The following is a 16,821-nucleotide window of genomic DNA, read 5'->3' on the forward strand; positions in this document are numbered from 1 at the left end:
CCTGTCCCGGGGCTGCGCCGCGATGGTGCCGAACCGACAACGGCTGCACGCGGTGGCTGCGTCACCAGGCCGATGCGTGCGTTGGTTAGAGGGTAACCGGTGAGTAACCTCGGCGCCAGCCCTCCCGCCCATGTGATTTACACCTCCTACAGATGAGCGCGCCACTAGGGTGAGCGCACGGGGGAGAGGGGGGACCGTGGAACGGGAGCACGGGGGCGCCGGTCACTCGGCGCGGCGCGCGGCCGAGCTGTACGGGGCCGTGCGGGCGGGGGAGACGGACGTCGCGTGGCTGCGCGGGCGCGGGGAACCACGCCGCGTCCTGGGGCTGCTGGCGTTCGCCGGTCAGGGGCGGTGCGAGGAGCGCGGTGCCTATCTGCGGCGGCTCGCCGCCTCACCGGACGCCGCCGCCATGGTGCGGCCCTGGCTGGGGCCCGCCGAACGCGCGCGCCTCGACGTCGCCGGCGGGCGGGCCCCCGCCGTCCCGGCGCTGCTGGCGATGCTTCCCCGTGGCACGGAGGAGGAGCGCCGCTATGCCCTGGAGGCGTTGGCGGTGAAGCGGCCCATGGAGGCGACGGCATCGCTCTTCGACCTGCTCGGCGCATCCGGGCAGGAGGAGCCCTCCTGGTACCCCGGGTTGATCGAGGACACCATCAGCCGCATCGTCATCGGTCGTCACCTGCCCTTCTGGCGCTGGGCAGCCAGGAACGGCCCCGTGCCGCCCGCCGTCTGCGTGCCCCTGCTGCTGCGTCAGGCCTGCCAGCAGGCGCCCCGGTCCCGGCGGCTCGCCCTGACTCTGCTCGGCTGCGACCGCGACCCGGCGCATCTGGACCTGTTCCTCGCGGCCGCCGGCGACCCGGACGAGTCGGTGGCCGAGGAGGCGCTCGTCGCCCTTTGGCGGCGGGACGTCCCCGAGGCCCGGGACCGCCTCGCCACCGTGCTGACCGAGCCGTCGCGCTCCGTGCAGGAGCGTCTCGTCGCCTCCGTCCTGCTGGGGCGGGCCGGTGACCGGCGGGCCTTCGAGACCCTCGTGCTGTTCCTCAACCACCGCGACGCCTGGAACACCCTTGCGGCGGCCGAGGCCCTGATCCGGCTCGGCGACCCGCGGACCGCGCGTGCCGCCGCCGCGCTCGCCACCAATCGGCTGCGGATCGGCTACGCCCTGGCCGCCGTGCATTTGCTCGGGCGCTTGCGGGCGCCGGAGTCGCTGCCCGCGCTGATGTCCACCCTCACATGGCTCATGGACGAGGGGCGGACGGTCTATCAGGCGGCCGCCGGCTGCGTCGAGGAACTGGGACGGCTCGGGGACGCGCGGGCGGTGCCCGTCCTGAACCGGGCCGTCGCGGATTCCCGCCTGCGCGTCGCGGCGGTGGACTCCCTCGGCCGGATCGGCGGCCCTCATGCGCTGGAGACGCTGCTCGGCGTCGCCACCGACGAGGACGCGGAGGTGCGGGCGGCCGCGGCGCGCGGACTGGCCCGCTACGAGGACGAGCCCCGCGCGACCGCCGCCCTCGTCGGGCTGTGCGCGCCGCCGTACCCCAGGCGGATCGTGCGCGCCCTGGTGCGGTCGGGCGACCCGGCGGCCGTGGCGGTGCTGGCCGCGGCGCGGGAGGAGGCACCGAGTGCCACGACGCGCCGACTCGCCGGGCGCTTCAGACCAGATCCGTCGCGTACCGCAGCTCCTTGAGCGGGACGCCGTCGTACATCTCGATCTGGTCGGTGCCGTCCGGTGCGAGACCGGACCGTTCGTAGAAGCGCAGCGCCCGCGCGTTGTCCGCGAGCACCCACAGGCGCAGGCTCCGGAAGCCGCGTTCATCGGCGCGGGCCCGTACGGCGTCCATGAGTGCTCGGCCGGCGCCGCGGCCGATCCGGTCGGGCCGTACGTAGATCGCGTACAGCTCGCCGACCTCCGCGTCGTCGGGCTCACCCCGGTAGGGGCCGAGCGCGGCCCAGCCCGTCACCTCGCCGCCGTCCGCGGCGACCAGGTTGTCCACCCGGCTGCCGCCCGCGTCGAACCACTCCCTGCGACGCTCCGCGTCCGCCCCGACGTCCATCGCTTTGAGGTACGCCTGCGGCACGATCCCCGCGTAGGCCGCCTGCCATCCCCTTACGCGGATCGCCGCCACGGCGTCGATGTCGTCGCGGGTCATCACCCTCACAACCGTCATGCCGCGACGTTAAGGGGGGCGGAGCCCGCTGGGCACCCGCTTTTCGTGAGCTCAGATCAGGGTCAGTTGCGTCGGCGGGGCGGGCTGGGCGGGCGTGGCGGGCTCGGGTGCGGCGGGCGGCCCGGGGGTGTCCTCCTCGGGTGCGGTCATCCGGCGCGCGGTCCCGGAACGGCTGGGCCCGATCCCGAACTCGGCGGCGAACTCGTGCACTTGGCGGGTGATGCGCCGCTGGTACCAGGTGGGCGCGTAGGCGCCGTCCGCGTAGAGCGCCTTGTAGCGGGAGATCAGCCGCGGGTGGTGCACCGAGAGCCAGGCCATGAACCACTCCCTCGCCCCGGGACGCAGGTGCAGCACCAGCGGGGTGACGGACGTGGCGCCGGTCCCGGCGATCGCACGGACGGTCTCGCGCAACTGTTCCGGGGAGTCGCTGAGGTACGGCAGCACCGGCGCCATCAGGACGCCCGAGGGGATGCCGTGCTCATTGAGCGTGCGGCAGACCTCCAGACGCTTCGCCGGCGACGGCGTGCCCGGTTCCACGGTGCGCCACAGGTCCCGGTCGGTGAAGCCGACGGAGACCGCGGTCGAGACGTCGGTGACCTGGGAGGCCTGCACCAGGAGGTCCAGGTCGCGCAGGATCAGCGACCCCTTGGTGAGGATCGAGAAGGGATTGGCGTGGTCGCGCAGCGCGGCCAGGATGCCGGGCATGAGCCGGTAGCGGCCCTCCGCGCGCTGGTAGCAGTCGACGTTGGTGCCCATCGCGATGTGCTCGCCCTGCCAGCGGGGCGAGGCGAGCTCGCGGCGCAGCAGCTCGGGCGCGTTGACCTTCACGATGATCTGCGAGTCGAAGTCCAGGCCGCTGTCGAGGTCCAGGTAGGTGTGCGTCTTGCGTGCGAAGCAGTACACACAGGCGTGACTGCAGCCGCGGTAGGGGTTGATCGTCCACTCGAACGGCATCCGGGACGCGCCGGGCACGCGGTTGACGATCGTGCGGGCGCGCACCTCGTGGAAGGTGATCCCGCGGAACTCGGGGGTGTCGAACGTACGGGTCACGGCGTCCACGCCGAAGAGCGCGGGTGTGGTCGCCGCCGTGTCGCGGCTCAGGTTGTCCCACCTCATGCCGCCTCCTTCGTTGCTCTCCTCCCGAGAATAGAACATCTGAGCGAATAGCGTCGAGGGGGATCCATGGGATTCCCGGGACCACTGTGCGTGACCGTGTGTGACGCAGGGCCCCGGGCGTGCCGTAGGCACCGCCCGGGGCCCTGACGGGGCCGTCCACCGTCATTGCGGCCGCAGGCTCAGGACGAGGTCGCGCGGCAGGCCGTGGGTGTCGTGGAGGTAGTGGAAGTCCTCCTCGTCCAGCGGGCCCCGGAAGCGGGGACGGGCCAGCACCTGACGGCCGCGCTCCAGGAGCCGCCCGAACCGGCGCTCCTCCTCCAGCAGCACCCGGCGCGGCTCGTCCGGGTCCACGTCCTGCCGGAAGTGGTCCAGGGTGTGCAGGACCAGTTCCTGCGGCAGATCGCCGAGGCCACGGGACGGGTCGTCCCGCCACAAGGCGGTGAGGACCCGCCGCACCAGCCGGCGCAGCACGTACCCGCGGCCGGTGTTGGACGGGCGCACCCCGTCCCCGATCACCACCACGGCCGAGCGCAGGTGGTCGCAGACCAGGCGCAGCGATGGTTCGTCCAGTGGCCACAGGGACGGTACGAGACGGCGCCAGGGGGTGAAGACGTCGCACTCGAACACCGACGTGCGGCCCTGCAGCAGCGAGGCCAGGCGTTCCAGGCCGAGTCCGGTGTCGACGTTGCGCTGGGGGAGCGGCACGAGCGAGCCGTCCTCGAGCCGGCGGTGGCGCATCATCACGTGGTTCCAGACCTCGACCCAGCGGTCGTCGCGGGTGGGCGTGGACCGCGGAGGGGTGTCGCCGGTCCACAGGAAGATCTCCGAGTCGGGGCCGCACGGGCCGGTCGGCCCGTTGGACCACCAGTTGTCCTCGACGGTGAGCTCCACCGGGACCCCGTGCTTCTCCCACAGCTCCAGGGAGTCGGTGTCCGGACCCGTGCGGTCGTCGCCGCCGAACACCGTGACGTGCAGCCGCCCCGGGTCGATGCCGAAGCCCTCGGTGAGCAGTCCGTAGCCCCAGTCGAGGCTCTGCGGGCCCTCGTAGCCGCCGAGCGACCAGGTGCCGAGCATCTCGAAGACCGTCAGATGGGTGGGATCGCCGACCTCTTCCAGGTCGGTGGTGCGCAGACAGCGCTGCACGTTGACCAGCCGGCTGCCGAGCGGGTGCGGGCGCCCCTCCAGGTACGGGGTCAGCGGATGCATGCCCGAGGTCGTGAACAGCACCGGGTCACCGGGCGGCGGCAGCAGCGTCGATCCGGTGATCCTGCGGTGGCCGCGGTCCTCGTAGTACTCGACGAACGTGCGGACGATCTCTTCGGTGTTCATGGTGGGTGGCTCCTTCGCGTGGAGGGCGGGGAGGCACCGGAGAACGGGTCCGCTCGATCACCGGAATCGCGGCGGTGCGCCACGAGACCACCGGCGGGCCGTTCCCGGTCGCCGGTGGTGAGGAAGGGGGTACGTCAGGCGGCGGCAACCGGCGAGCTGGTCGCTCGCGCGGTCGCGGTGATGCTGTGGCCGGTGACGTTCATGGAGCCGACGATAACGCGCCACGACCGGCGGGGCACGTGATTTCCCGCCGGGCGGCGGCAGGGCCCCGTGGGGCCGTCGTACGGAGGTGCCCCTCCGGGAGGGCGGCCCGATTTCGCGGGCACGCGGCCATGGTGATTGGCTTGTCGGCGACGGCACACGGATCGACGGAGGACGGCGCATGGCACAGGTCGAGGCCACCACTCAGCGCGAGATCGCGGCGAGCCCGGAGAGCGTCTTCGCGGCGCTCGCCGACTACGCGGGCACCCGGCAGCGACTGCTTCCCGAGCAGTACAGCGAGTACGAGGTGCGCGAGGGGGGCAGCGGCGCGGGCACCCTGGTGCACTGGAAGCTGCAGGCGACCGAGAAGCGCGTGCGGGACTGCCTCCTCGCGGTGACCGAGCCGACCCCGGGGCAGCTGGTCGAGAGCGACCGCAACTCCACCATGGTCACCACCTGGACGGTCACCCCGGCCGGCGAGGGCCGCGCCAAGGCGGTCGTCACCAGCACGTGGACCGGCGCCGGCGGCATCGGCGGCTTCTTCGAGCGCACCTTCGCCCCCAAGGGCCTGAACCGCATCCACGACGCGGTGCTCGCGCGCCTCGCCGCGGAGACCGAGAAGTAGCAGGCGGCACAAGGGAGGCGGCCGGCACCGGGTGACGCCCGGTCACCTCCCTTGACGCGCCGCACGGGTACGCGCCCCATGCGCCGGGCCGGCGCCCGGCGGGCGCACGCCGGTGGGCACGTCACTTGAAAGGGTGGATCTGCCGCACTCCGGCGCATCCCCGGCGCCCCAGATCGTTGTCGCAGGGCAGGCGCGACGAGGGGAGCGGTACGCAGATGGGCGGCACCACCGGGACGACCCTGTCCGAGGAGACCGGCACCCTCACGGACGTGACCGGCGCCGGCACGGGCCCCGAGGACCGACCCGCAGCCGTGCCGCAGGAGCAGGGTGCGCCCGTCGGCGGACTGAGCCCGCGCCGGGTGCGTCTGGTCTTCCTCGGGCTCATGCTGACCCTGCTGCTGGCCGCGCTCGACCAGATGATCGTGGCGACCGCGCTCCCCAAGATCGTCGGCGAGCTGCACGGCCTGGACAAGATGTCCTGGGCCGTCACCGCCTACCTGCTCGCCTCCACCGTCGGGCTGCCCATCTACGGCAAGCTCGGCGACCTCTTCGGGCGCAAGAGCGTCTTCCAGTTCGCCATCGTCGTCTTCGTCATCGGCTCGGCGCTCGCCGGCTGGTCGCGCTCCATGAACGAGCTGATCGCCTTCCGCACCATCCAGGGTGTCGGCGGCGGGGGGCTGATGATCGGCGTCCAGGCGATCATCGCGGACATCGTCCCGCCCCGGGAACGCGGCCGGTACATGGGACTGATCGGCGCATCCTTCGGCCTGGCCTCCGTTGCGGGGCCGCTGCTCGGCGGATTCTTCACCGACCACGCCTCCTGGCGCTGGTGCTTCTACATCAACGTGCCCTTCGGGCTGCTGACCCTGGCCGTCATCGCCGTCGTCCTGAAGCTGCCGCGGCCGGCCGTTCGCCCCCGGCTGGACGTGCTGGGCGCACTGCTGCTGGCAGCCGGCTCCACCTGCCTGGTGCTGCTGACCAGTTGGGGCGGCACGACGTACGCCTGGCGCTCGGAGGTGATCATCGGGCTGGGCGCGGCATCGCTCGGCTGCGCCGTGCTGTTCGTCGTGGTGGAACGGTTCGCCGTCGAACCCATCATCCCGCTGCGCCTCTTCCGGGACGGCATCTTCACCGTCTCGGCCCTCATCGGGGCCGTCGTCGGCGTCGGCCTCTTCGGCGCCGCCAGCTACCTGCCCACGTTCCTGCAGATGGTGAACGGCGTCAGCGCCACCGAGTCCGGGCTGCTGATGCTGCCCATGATGCTGGGCGTCGTCCTGGCCTCCGTGGTCTCCGGCCAGTTGATCAGCCGTACCGGACGCTACAGGGTGTTCCCGCTCGCCGGCGGGGCGCTCTCGGTGGCCGGCATGTGGCTGCTGTCGCTGCTGGAGACCGACACCCCGCGCGTGGAGTACAGCGTCTACATGGGTGTGCTGGGGCTGGGCATCGGCCTCGTCCTGCCGGTGCTGATCCTCGCCGTGCAGAACTCCGTGCGGCCCGCCGACCTCGGCGCCGCCACCAGCGCCAACAACTACTTCCGGCAGATCGGCGGCTCGGTGGGGGCGGCCGTCTTCGGCACCCTGTTCGCCAACCGGCTCGCCGACGGGCTCGCCGACCGGCTGCCGCGCGGCGTCGACCTGCCGGACCCCCAGTCGATCACGCCGCAGATGGTGCACGCGATGCCGGCACCGCTGCGCGAGGCCTATGTGCGGGCGTACGCCGAGGCCATGCCGCGCATCTTCCTCTACCTGGTGCCGGTACTCGCCCTCGGCTTCCTGCTCGCCTTCCTGCTCAAGGAGAAACCCCTGGTGACCCAGCACGTCCCCACCGCCCGCAAGGCCGACACCGTCGGCGTCGGCGTCCCGGTGTGCGGCACCGTCCAGCACGCCGACGGCAGCACCGTAGGCCGGGCGGCCCTCACCCTCATCGATGTGACCGGCCGCCAGATCGGGCGTGGCGCCACAGGTGAGGACGGACGTTACGCGCTGAGCACCCCGGGCAGCGGCAGTTACGTCCTGATCGCCGCCGCCGGGGGGCACCAGCCGCAGGCCGTCAGCGTGACCGTCGGGGAACGCCCCGTCGAGCTCGACGTGGTGCTCGGCGGCGCCGGGCGGCTCGCCGGCACGGTGCGCACCGCCGACGGCACGGCCGTACGGGAGGCCACCGTCACCCTCACCGACTCCCGCGGCGACGTGGTGGCGACCACCCGTACCGGCAGGGAGGGCGACTACGTCTTGAGTGACCTCGTCGCGGGGGAGTACACGCTCGCCGCGAACGCCCCCGCCTACCGGCCCGCGGCGCTCCCCGTGTCGGTGCACGCGGCCCGGGAGACCCGGCAGGACGTCGAACTCGCGGGCGGCGCGATGCTGCGCGGCACCGTGCGCGGCCCGGGCGGCAGCCCCGTCGAGGACGCGCGGGTCACCCTGCTGGACGCGGCGGGCAACGTCCTGGACACCGTGACGACCGGCCCCGACGGCGTCTTCCGCTTCGTCGACCTGGCCGCGGGCGAGTACACCGTCGTGGCCTCGGGGTATCCGCCGGTGGCCACCGTGCTGCGGCTCAGCGGCGGTGAGCGCACCGAGCGCGACGTGCACCTGGGCCACGAGGACTGACCTGCCCCTGACGGCCCCTCAGTGCCGGGGCGTGCGCCCGCGCATGTCCCGGCGCATCCACGGCCCTCCGCGGGGCGCACACCGGATTCGTCCAATGCCCTACGCGGCACCCGGTGTCGGTCGTACCGTGGTTGCGGAGCCGCAGATCTTGCGCCGGGGGCCGACCACCTCCGCGCCTCGGTCGGGATCCGGGCGCCGCAGGGGAAGGAGCCGCCCGCGTCATGCAACGTCGCACTCCGCCGGGGGAGGGGAGCCGCGCCGCGCTGCCGGAGCAGCGGACCGGACTCTCCGGACGCGTCCCGCTCGCCGTGGTCGTGGTCGACGGCGACGGGCTCGTCTCGCACTGGAGCACGGGCGCCCGCAAGCTCTTCGGGCCCACCCGGGAGGAGGCCGTCGGCCGCCCGGCCGTCGACCTGCTGCCGGTCTCCGGCGCGCTCGGCGAGGAGCCCGGCCCGGACGGACCCGAGGCGCCGCCCGGGGCCGACCTCGACGCCACGCTCAGCGGCGGGACCTCGTACCCGACCGCCGGCCTCGCGCGGCTCAACCAGGGGCCCGACCCCGACCCCCTCGGCCTCCCCGGCGACGTCCTGTGGTGGGCCTACCCGCTGGTCGGCCCGGGTCCCGAGCGCCTGCTCGTGCTGGCCGCCGACACCGCCCTGGTGCACGGCGAGGACGACTCCCCTCCCGGGGAGTCCGAGCGGGTCGCGCCCGGCTTCGCCCTGCACACCGAGTTCCCCGGCGCGGACGGGCTCGCCAAGCGGCTCCCCGAGATCCTGCCCAGCATGAGCGTCGCCGAGAGCGGCCGCATCGTCTCCCAGGTGCTGGAACTCGGCTACCCCGTCCTGGAGATCAGCCGGCACGACCGGGTGCCCGTCACCCCCGACTGGGGCGTGCCCCGACGGGACGAGCGCAGGGCCCGCAGGCGGCGTGCCGTCGGTGAGTCCGCCGCCGACCCTCGCGCCATCGTGTCCGAGGAGCCCGAACCCGACCTGGAGTACGCCGCCGTCCGCGAGCGCCTGGAGTTCCTCAACGAGGTCAGCGGGCGCATCGGCAGCTCCCTGGACCTGACCCGCACGATCAGGGAGGTCAGCGCCGCCGTCGTACCGCGCTTCACCGATGTCGCGGGTACCTACCTGCGCGAACAGGTGCCGGCGGGCGAGGGCTTCCCCGACGGCCCGCCCGACGTCACCACCATGTGGTACCGGGTCGCCCTGGAGCACACCGACGAGCCAGGCCGCTGGGACGACGTCGTACCGGTCGGCGAGTCCATGCCGTTCCCCGAGCACACCCCGTTCTTCCAGTGCATGACGAGCGGTCAGCCGGTGCTGGTGCCCAGGATCACCGAACCCATGGGCGAGGCGATCGCCTCGCAGTTCGAGAAGCGCGACATCCGGCCGTTGATCACCGGGCGGTCGATGCTGGTCGTGCCGCTGAAGGCGCGCAACGTCGTCCTCGGGTTCATGATCCTGCTGCGGCACGGCGAGCGTCCGCCGTTCAACGACATGGACCGTGTGACGGGCGCCGAACTGGCCGCCCGCGCCGGGCTCGTCCTGGACAACGCCCGCATGTACACGTACCAGGAGAACGTCGCCGACACGCTGCAGGACAGCATGCTGCCGCAGATCACCCCGCGCATGCCGGGGTGCGACGTGGCGACCCGCTACCTGCCCGGCACCCGGCGGGGCCGGGTCGGCGGCGACTGGTTCGACACCATCAAGCTGCCCGGCTCCCGGCTCGCCCTCGTCGTGGGCGACGTCATGGGGCACGGGCTCAACGCCGCCGCGATGATGGGCCAGTTGCGCACCGCCGTGCAGACCATGGCCGCGCTGGACATGCCGCCGGCGCAACTGCTGCGCAACCTCGACGACCTGGCGCAGCGCCTCGGCGAGCACTACCTCGCCACCTGCCTGTACGCCGTGTACGACCCGATCCGGTCCGAGCTGCTCATCGCCAACGCGGGACACATCCCGCCCGTGCTGGTGCGCGCCGAGGACGGCCGCAGCGTGCTGCTCGACGTCCCGACGGGTGCCCCGATCGGCATCGGAGGGGTGCCCTTCGAGACGGTCAAGGTCGCCGTCGGCCCGGGCGACCGGCTCGTGCTGTGCACGGACGGGCTGGTCGAGGTACGCGGCCAGGACATCGGGGCCGGTCTCGCCGCGCTGTGCGAGAGCGCCGCGCATCCCGCGGCCTCGATGGACGACGCCTGCGACACGATCATCCGCGCCCTCAACCCGCCGGGCGGCCGCAAGGACGACGTCGCCCTGCTGATGGCCCGGCTCAACGGCATCGCCCGAGAGGACGTCGTCACCTGGCAGCTCGCCCTCGACCCCCGCGAAGTGGGCAGGGCCCGGATCCTGACCCGGGGCGCCCTGGAGGGCTGGGGGCTGGAGGAGGCGGCGGAGGCGGCCGAGCTGATGGTCGGCGAGGTGGTCACCAACGCCGTCCGGCACGCGCACTCCCGGCACGTGGAGCTGCGCCTGGTGCGTACGGACGCGCTGCTGTGCGAGGTCTCGGACGACGACCACGCCGTGCCCGTCCTGCTCGGCGCCGGACCCGAGGACGAGTCGGGGCGGGGGCTGCGGATCGTGAGCCGGCTGGCGCGGGAGTGGGGCGCGAGCCGTACGGCGCAGGGCAAGACGGTCTGGTTCGAGCAGGCGCTGCCGTGGCGGCGGACCGGCGGACGCGGCGGCGGGGCCCCGGCCGGGCCTCGGACGTAGCGAACACGAGGTCACGACTTCCCCCGGACACTTGCCCTCGCCGACGGCCGCCGGTAGCACGGACGCTGACGGGGCTTCGGCCGCGCGGCCGGGCACGGTCCGCGGCGACGGACACGTGGACCTGGGGAGATCGCATGGACGTCACCGGCACGAACCTGCAGGCGTGGGAGGGCTTCTGGCGCGACGCCCCCGGAGAGCCGGGGGCGGTGTTCTGGGACGCGGAGGCGGAGGTCACCGCGGCGGCCCATCTGCCGTTCTTCGAGGCGTACTTCGACCCGTCGCTGCCGGTCGTCGACCTCGGCTGCGGCAACGGCACCCAGACCCGCTTCCTCGCCAAGCACTACGGCCGGGCCGTCGGGGTGGACCTCGCGGCGGCCGCGATCGGCCACGCGCGGCACCAGGACCCGGGCGGTGTCGCCGAGTACCGGCAGCTCGACGCGGCCGACCCCAAGGCGGTCCGGCGGTTGAGCGAGGAGCTGGGCGAGGCGAACGTGTACATGCGCGGAGTGCTCCACCAGTGCCTGCCGGAGGAGCGCGCACCGCTGGTGCAGGGCATCGCCGTGCTGACCGGCGGGCGCGGCCGGGCGTTCGCGGACGAACTCGCGGCGTCGGCGAAGGACGTGCTGGCGGGTTTCGCCCAGGGGCCGGGCGGGCCGCCCGCCAAGCTCGCGGCGGTCTTCTCGCACGGGATCGCGCCGGCCGCGATGCCCGACGAGACCGTCCCGGAGCTCTTCCGCGCGGCGGGGATGGAGGTGCTCGCACGCGGTGAGGCCGCTCTCGTGACGACGGAGCGGCGGGCGGACGGCACGCGGCTCGAGGTACCGACGAACTGGCTGGTGGCAGGGGGTGCAGGCTGACCGCCATCGGTCTGGGCCACTGAAGTTTTCCACAGGCGGGGCGGGGGCCTGGTGTGCCGCGGTGACTTTGCGTAACGTTCCATGCCATGAAGATCCTGATCAGCGCGGACATGGAGGGCGCCACCGGGGTGACCTGGCCCGGTGACGTCCTGCCCGGCACGGAGGGCTGGCAGCGGTTCCGGCATCTGTTCACCTCGGACGTGAACGCCGCGATCGCCGGCTTCTTCGACGGCGGCGCCGACGAGGTCCTGGTCAACGAGGCCCACTGGTCCATGCGGAACCTGCTGCTGGAGCAGTTGGACGAGCGGGCCCGGATGGTCACCGGGCGGCACAAGGACCTGTCCATGGTCGAGGGCGTGCAGCACGGCGACGTGGACGGCATCGCCTTCGTCGGCTTCCACACGGGTGCGGGGACGGAAGGGGTGCTCGCCCACACCTACCTCCCCAACTCGATCACCGGCGTGTGGGTCAACGGCGGTCCGCCGGCGAGTGAGGGCCGGCTGAACGCGCTGGTGGCCGCCGAGTACGGGGTGCCCGTCGTGCTGGTCACGGGGGACGACCGGACCGGCCTCGACGCCCGCGACTACGCGCCGGCGGCGCGGACGGTCGCCGTCAAGGACTACGTGTCGCGGTACGCGGCCGTGTGCCGGCCGCCGGCCCGCACGGCGGCGGACATCCGCTCCGCCGCGAAGGACGCGACCTCGCTCGCCGTGCGCCACGAGCCGGCGCGGGGCGGGCCGTTCACGGTCGAGGTCGAGTTCGACGCGGAGCATCTGGCGGGGGCCGCCGCGATCGTGCCCGGTGTGGAGCGCACGGGCGAGCGTCGCGTCACGTACACGTCACCGACCATGTACGAGGGGATCCGCTGCTACAAGGCTGTGACCACCCTCGTCTCGGCAGCTGTGGAGGAGCAGTATGGCTGACACCCTGGCACTGGACGAGGCGGTCCGCTTCACCTCGGAGCTGATCCGGATCGACACCACCAACCGCGGCGGCGGTGACGGCAACGAGCGTCCGGCGGCGGAGCACGCCGCGCGGCTGCTCGACGAGGCCGGGATCGAGGCCCGCGTCCTGGAGTCCGCACCGGGACGGGCCAACGTCGTGGCGCGGATCGAGGGTGCCCCACGCGCCGGGAACGGACAGGGCGCGCTGCTGGTCCACGGCCACCTGGACGTCGTGCCCGCCCAGGCGGAGGACTGGAGCGTGCACCCCTTCTCCGGCGAGGTACGGGACGGAGTGGTCTGGGGCCGCGGCGCGGTCGACATGAAGGGCACGGTGGCGATGGTGCTCGCCACCGTGCGCTCCTGGGCCCGCAGGGGTCTGCGCCCCGAGCGGGACATCGTGCTCGCGCTGACGGCCGACGAGGAGGACAGCGCCACCTACGGGGCGACCTACCTCGTCGAGCAGTACGCCGAACTGTTCCGCGACTGCACCGAGGGCATCAGCGAGTCCGGGGGCTTCACCTTCCACGCCGGGCCCGGACTGCGGCTGTACCCCGTGGCGGCCGGGGAACGCGGCACCGCATGGCTGAAGCTCACGGCGCACGGCAGGGCGGGGCACGGCTCCAAGGTCAACCCGGCCAACGCGGTGACCCGGCTCGCCGCGGCCGTCTCCCGCATCGGCGAGCACCGCTGGCCGGTGCGGATCGTCCCCACGGTGCGGGCGGCGCTGACCGAACTGGCCGCGCTGCACGAGGTCGAGCCCGACTTCGACGACGTGGACACCCTGCTCACCAAGCTGGGCACCGCCGCCGCCCTGGTGGAACCGGTGATCCGCAACAGCGCCAACCCGACCGTGCTCGAGGCCGGCTACAAGGTCAACGTCATCCCGGGCAGCGCGGTCGCCTACGTCGACGGCCGGGTCCTGCCGGGCGGCGACGAGGAGTTCACGACCACCATGGACGAGCTCACCGGCCCGGACGTCGAGTGGGAGTTCCACCACCGAGAGATCCCGCTGGAGGCCCCCCTGGACGCGCCGGTCTACGCCGCGATGCGGGAGGCCCTGATCCACTTCGACCCGGATGCCCACGTCGTGCCCTACGTGATGGGCGGCGGCACCGACGCCAAGCAGTTCTCGCGGCTCGGCATCACGGGGTACGGCTTCTCCCCGCTGAAGCTCCCCGAGGGTTACGACTACGCGGGGATGTACCACGGCGTCGACGAGCGGGTCCCGGTGGAGGGGCTGCACTTCGGCGTCCGCGTACTCGACCGGTTCATGCTGGGCCGGCAGGACACGACCGACGGAGTTGCCCGATGACGCGTGCCCCGATCATCGCCCCCTACGGTGCCTGGGAGTCGCCGGTCGACGCCCGCACCGCCGCCTCCCACGACGGGCGTCCCGAGTTCCCCGGGTTCGTCGGTGACGAGGTGTGGTGGACCGAACCACGGCCGGCGGAGGGCGGCCGCCGCGCCCTCGTCCGCCGCCGCGCCGACGGCACGGTCGACGGCCCGCTGCCCGCGCCGTGGAACGTCCGCACCCGCGTCATCGAGTACGGCGGCCGGGCCTGGACGGGTACGGCACGGCCCGGGGGAGGACCGCTGATCGTCTTCTCCCACTTCCCGGACCAGCGGCTCTACGCGTACGAGCCCGACGCGCCGGGCGCCGTGCCGCGGCCGCTGACCCCGCTCTCCCCCATCGGCGACGGGCTGCGCTGGGCAGATCCGCAGATCCATCCGGACCGCGGTGAGGTGTGGTGCGTACTGGAGGAGTTCACCGGGGCGGGCCCGAGCGACGTACGACGGGTCCTCGCCGCCGTTCCGCTCGACGGCTCGGCCGCCGAGGACCGCTCCGCCGTGCGTGAACTCTCCGACGACGCACACCACTTCGTGACCGCGCCCCGGATCTCCCCGGACGGCCGGCAGGCCGTGTGGACCGCCTGGGACCACCCCCGGATGCCGTGGGACGGCACGGAGCTCAAGCACGCCGCCGTCGGCGCGGACGGCACCTTCGGCGCCGCCCGGACGATCCTCGGCGGCCCCACCGAGTCGGTGGCCCAGGCGGAGTGGACACCGGACGGCACCCTGATCGCGGCCACCGACCGCGACGGCTGGTGGAACCTGCACCGTGTCGACCCGGCCACCGGGGACGCGGTCAACCTGCGGCCGGCGCGGGAGGAGTTCGCCGGGCCCGGCTGGCAGATGGGCGCCCGCTGGTTCGCCCCGCTCGCCGCCGGGACGCTGGCGGTGCTGCACGGCAAGGGGGCGCAGCGCCTGGGGATATTCGACCCGGCGACCGGCGAGCTGGTCGACGCGCCGGGGCCGTGGACCGAGTGGACCGCCGCGCTGTCCAACCAGGGCACCCGGGTGGTCGCCGTGGCCGCCTCGGCCCGCAGCTCGTTCGAGGTCCTCGAACTCGACACCTGCACCGGCCGTACCCGCGTCATCGGTGCCGCCCACCACGACACCGTGCCAGCGGAGTTCCTGCCCGAGCCCGTGGAACGCACCTTCACCGGGCCCGGCGGACGGGAGATCCACGCCCAGCTCTACCCGCCGGCGAACCCCTACTTCGCCGCGCCTGAGGGAGAGCTGCCGCCCTACGTCGTCTGGGTGCACGGCGGCCCCACCAGCCGGGCCCCGCTCGTGCTCGACCTGGAGATCGCCTACTTCACCTCACGGGGGATCGGTGTCGTCGAGGTCAACCACGGCGGCTCCACCGGCTACGGGCGCGCCTACCGCGAGCGCCTGCGCGAGCAATGGGGCGTCGTCGACGTCGAGGACTGCGCCGCCGTAGCGAGGGCGCTGGCGGAGGAGGGCACCGCGGACGGGCAGCGGCTCGCGATCCGCGGCGGCAGCGCCGGCGGCTGGACGAGCGCGGCCTCCCTCACCGGCACCGACGTCTACGCCTGCGGCGTGATCAAGTACCCGCTCCTCGACCTCACCGGCTGGGCCGAGGGCGGTGAGACCCATGACTTCGAGTCCCGCTACCTCGACTCGCTCATCGGGCCCTACGCCGACGTCCCCGAGCGCTACCGCGACCGTTCGCCGGTCACCCGGGCCGACCGGCTCACCGTCCCGTTCCTGCTGCTGCAGGGGCTGGAGGACGTGATCTGCCGGCCTGTGCAGTGCGAGCGGTTCCTGGAGCGGATCACGGGACGCGGTGTCCCCCACGCCTACCTCACCTTCGAGGGCGAGGGGCACGGCTTCCGCCGCGACGACACGATGATCACCTGCCTCGAGTCCGAACTCGCCCTCTACGGCCAGGTCTTCGGCTTCACCCCGCCCTCCGTACCCCCTCTGGAGCTCACCAAGTGACACCGCTCGTCCCGCTCACCCGCCCCCGTCGTCTCGTCCCCGGGGACCGGGTCTCCGTCGTCGCCCCCAGCGGACCCGTCCCCCGGGAGCGGCTCGACGCGGGGCTCGACATCCTCCGCGGCTGGGACCTCGACCCGGTGGTGGCGCCGCACGTCCTGGACCGGCACCCCACGTTCGACTACCTGGCCGGACAGGACGCGGCGCGCGCCCGCGACTTCCAGGAGGCGTGGTGCGACCCGTCGGTGGCCGCCGTGCTCTGCGCGCGCGGCGGCTACGGCGCCCAGCGCATGACCGACCTCCTGGACTGGGAGGCGCTGCGGACGGCCGGGCCCAAGACCCTCCTCGGCTTCAGCGACATCACCGCGCTGCACGAGGCCTTCGCGGTCCGGCTGGGCCTGGCCACCCTGCACGGCACCATGATCGCGGCGGAGGGCTTCCTCAAGGACGAGCCCACGCGCGCACAGTTGAAGGACACCCTTTTCGCGCCCGAGCGGACGCGGGTGCTCGGCGCACCGACCGCCCGCCCTCTCGTCCCCGGCACGGCAAGCGGTGTCACCGTCGGCGGCTGCCTGGCCCTGCTCGCCTCCGGCCTCGGCACGCCTGACGGGCGGCCCGGGGTGCCCGGCGGCATCCTCCTGCTGGAGGACATCGGGGAGGAGCCGTACCGGATCGACCGGATGCTGACCCAGTTGCTGCGGGCCGGCTGGCTGGACGGCGTGGCGGGCATCGCCCTCGGCTCCTGGCGGGACTGCGGCCCCTACGAGGAGGTGCGGGCGGTGCTGCTGGACCGGCTGGGCGGACTCGGCGTCCCGGTCGTCGAGGAACTGGGCTTCGGCCACTGCGAGACCAGCCTGGCCGTGCCGCTCGGCGTCCCCGCCGTCCTGGACGCGGACGCGGGCACCCTCACGGTGGAGGGGCCCGCACCGGCGAGCTGACCTGGGGGCCTACGTCC

At 73.5% G+C, this 16,821-nt stretch carries 12 protein-coding genes; 9 read left to right on the forward strand and 3 right to left on the reverse strand.

Features of this window, described 5'->3' with window-relative positions:
- The first annotated feature begins 196 nt into the window (after positions 1-196).
- Complete coding sequence (locus tag AC1VWI_RS33880; RefSeq protein ID WP_499514819.1) at positions 197-1,684, forward strand: HEAT repeat domain-containing protein; 1,488 nt, start codon at positions 197-199, stop codon at positions 1,682-1,684.
- On the opposite strand, the gene AC1VWI_RS33885 is transcribed toward AC1VWI_RS33880, so the two are convergent.
- The 3 genes from AC1VWI_RS33885 to AC1VWI_RS33895 form a co-directional block, all read right to left on the reverse strand.
- The gene (locus tag AC1VWI_RS33885) at positions 1,650-2,165 is read right to left on the reverse strand and encodes a GNAT family N-acetyltransferase (protein WP_499514820.1); all 516 of its coding nucleotides are present in this window, start codon (positions 2,163-2,165) and stop codon (positions 1,650-1,652) included. The genes AC1VWI_RS33880 and AC1VWI_RS33885 overlap by 35 nt on opposite strands.
- Positions 2,166-2,216: 51 nt before the next feature.
- The gene (locus AC1VWI_RS33890) at positions 2,217-3,281 is read right to left on the reverse strand and encodes an Rv2578c family radical SAM protein (protein ID WP_499514821.1); all 1,065 of its coding nucleotides are present in this window, start codon (positions 3,279-3,281) and stop codon (positions 2,217-2,219) included.
- 162 nt (positions 3,282-3,443) lie between these two features.
- Complete coding sequence (locus tag AC1VWI_RS33895; protein WP_499514822.1) at positions 3,444-4,610, reverse strand: alanine--tRNA ligase-related protein; 1,167 nt, start codon at positions 4,608-4,610, stop codon at positions 3,444-3,446.
- Between the two features lie 382 nt (positions 4,611-4,992).
- Between AC1VWI_RS33895 and AC1VWI_RS33900 the strand changes: the two genes are divergently transcribed.
- The 8 genes from AC1VWI_RS33900 to AC1VWI_RS33935 all read left to right on the forward strand — a co-directional run bounded on the left by AC1VWI_RS33900 (position 4,993) and on the right by AC1VWI_RS33935 (position 16,804).
- Positions 4,993-5,436 carry an SRPBCC family protein gene (locus AC1VWI_RS33900; RefSeq protein WP_499514823.1) on the forward strand — a complete coding sequence of 148 codons (444 nt, stop codon included), beginning with the start codon at positions 4,993-4,995 and terminating at the stop codon, positions 5,434-5,436.
- 215 nt (positions 5,437-5,651) lie between these two features.
- A complete protein-coding gene (locus tag AC1VWI_RS33905; RefSeq protein ID WP_499514824.1) occupies positions 5,652-8,045 on the forward strand; it encodes an MFS transporter in 2,394 nt (797 codons plus the stop codon).
- A gap of 221 nt (positions 8,046-8,266) precedes the next feature.
- Entirely contained in the window at positions 8,267-10,762 is a 2,496-nt protein-coding gene (locus tag AC1VWI_RS33910) for a SpoIIE family protein phosphatase (protein WP_499514825.1), read from the forward strand.
- A 134-nt stretch (positions 10,763-10,896) separates the two neighbouring features.
- Positions 10,897-11,619, forward strand: coding sequence for a class I SAM-dependent methyltransferase (locus AC1VWI_RS33915; protein WP_499514826.1), 723 nt, complete (start codon positions 10,897-10,899; stop codon positions 11,617-11,619).
- Positions 11,620-11,705: 86 nt separating this feature from the next.
- A complete protein-coding gene (locus AC1VWI_RS33920; protein ID WP_499514827.1) occupies positions 11,706-12,542 on the forward strand; it encodes a M55 family metallopeptidase in 837 nt (278 codons plus the stop codon).
- Entirely contained in the window at positions 12,535-13,875 is a 1,341-nt protein-coding gene (locus AC1VWI_RS33925) for a M20/M25/M40 family metallo-hydrolase (protein WP_499514828.1), read from the forward strand. The genes AC1VWI_RS33920 and AC1VWI_RS33925 overlap by 8 nt, the downstream gene beginning before the upstream one ends.
- Positions 13,872-15,869: a dipeptidyl-peptidase 5 gene (locus AC1VWI_RS33930; protein ID WP_499514829.1), complete on the forward strand. Its 1,998-nt coding sequence runs from the start codon at positions 13,872-13,874 to the stop codon at positions 15,867-15,869. Before AC1VWI_RS33925 ends, AC1VWI_RS33930 begins: the two co-directional genes overlap by 4 nt.
- Entirely contained in the window at positions 15,866-16,804 is a 939-nt protein-coding gene (locus tag AC1VWI_RS33935) for a S66 peptidase family protein (RefSeq protein ID WP_499514830.1), read from the forward strand. The genes AC1VWI_RS33930 and AC1VWI_RS33935 overlap by 4 nt, the downstream gene beginning before the upstream one ends.
- Positions 16,805-16,821: the final 17 nt, after the last annotated feature.

The organism is Streptomyces sp. TOM-9 (assembly GCF_056858595.1).

Coding starts and splice junctions, on each gene's coding strand:
- AC1VWI_RS33885 (WP_499514820.1), bottom strand. CDS start 2,165: ATGACGGTTGTGAGGGTGATGACCCGCGACGACATCGACGCCGTGGCG.
- AC1VWI_RS33890 (WP_499514821.1), bottom strand. CDS start 3,281: ATGAGGTGGGACAACCTGAGCCGCGACACGGCGGCGACCACACCCGCG.
- AC1VWI_RS33895 (WP_499514822.1), bottom strand. CDS start 4,610: ATGAACACCGAAGAGATCGTCCGCACGTTCGTCGAGTACTACGAGGAC.
- AC1VWI_RS33900 (WP_499514823.1), top strand. CDS start 4,993: ATGGCACAGGTCGAGGCCACCACTCAGCGCGAGATCGCGGCGAGCCCG.
- AC1VWI_RS33905 (WP_499514824.1), top strand. CDS start 5,652: ATGGGCGGCACCACCGGGACGACCCTGTCCGAGGAGACCGGCACCCTC.
- AC1VWI_RS33910 (WP_499514825.1), top strand. CDS start 8,267: ATGCAACGTCGCACTCCGCCGGGGGAGGGGAGCCGCGCCGCGCTGCCG.
- AC1VWI_RS33915 (WP_499514826.1), top strand. CDS start 10,897: ATGGACGTCACCGGCACGAACCTGCAGGCGTGGGAGGGCTTCTGGCGC.
- AC1VWI_RS33920 (WP_499514827.1), top strand. CDS start 11,706: ATGAAGATCCTGATCAGCGCGGACATGGAGGGCGCCACCGGGGTGACC.
- AC1VWI_RS33925 (WP_499514828.1), top strand. CDS start 12,535: ATGGCTGACACCCTGGCACTGGACGAGGCGGTCCGCTTCACCTCGGAG.
- AC1VWI_RS33930 (WP_499514829.1), top strand. CDS start 13,872: ATGACGCGTGCCCCGATCATCGCCCCCTACGGTGCCTGGGAGTCGCCG.